1 protein-coding gene is annotated in these 306 nt (G+C 43.1%); it reads right to left on the reverse strand.

Annotated features, from left to right (window positions below; translation table 11 throughout):
* On the reverse strand, positions 1–283 hold a 283-nt coding region (locus N2201_07555; GenBank protein ID MCX7786054.1), incomplete at its 3' end, for a C39 family peptidase.
* Between the last annotated feature and the right edge of the window lie 23 nt (positions 284–306).

Here is a 306-nt window from a genome sequence, read left to right on the forward strand (position 1 = left end):
TGTCTACGAAGGTTTTAATTTCCTGCAGACTCCCTTGCTTGACTTCTGCCCTAAATCCCTGAGACTTTACATACTTTTCAAGGTCAGTTATGAGAGCACCTTTTAATCTTGGGTCGTAGGTCTCTTCCGCTATTCTCTCTTGGGGAACGGGGATGCCATAGAAGCTAAGGACAGAACTTAGGGATGCGGGACCACAAAAATGGTCCCGCTGTTTTACAAAGGGCACATCCAGCATTTTTGAATGGGCAAATAGGAATAAGAAAAGGATAAACAAAACAATCATGCCTCTGTCTCTTATACACATCT

This window comes from candidate division WOR-3 bacterium (assembly GCA_026418155.1).
Taxonomy (GTDB): domain Bacteria; phylum Hydrothermota; class Tepidihabitantia; order Tepidihabitantales; family CAIPLT01; genus JAOABV01.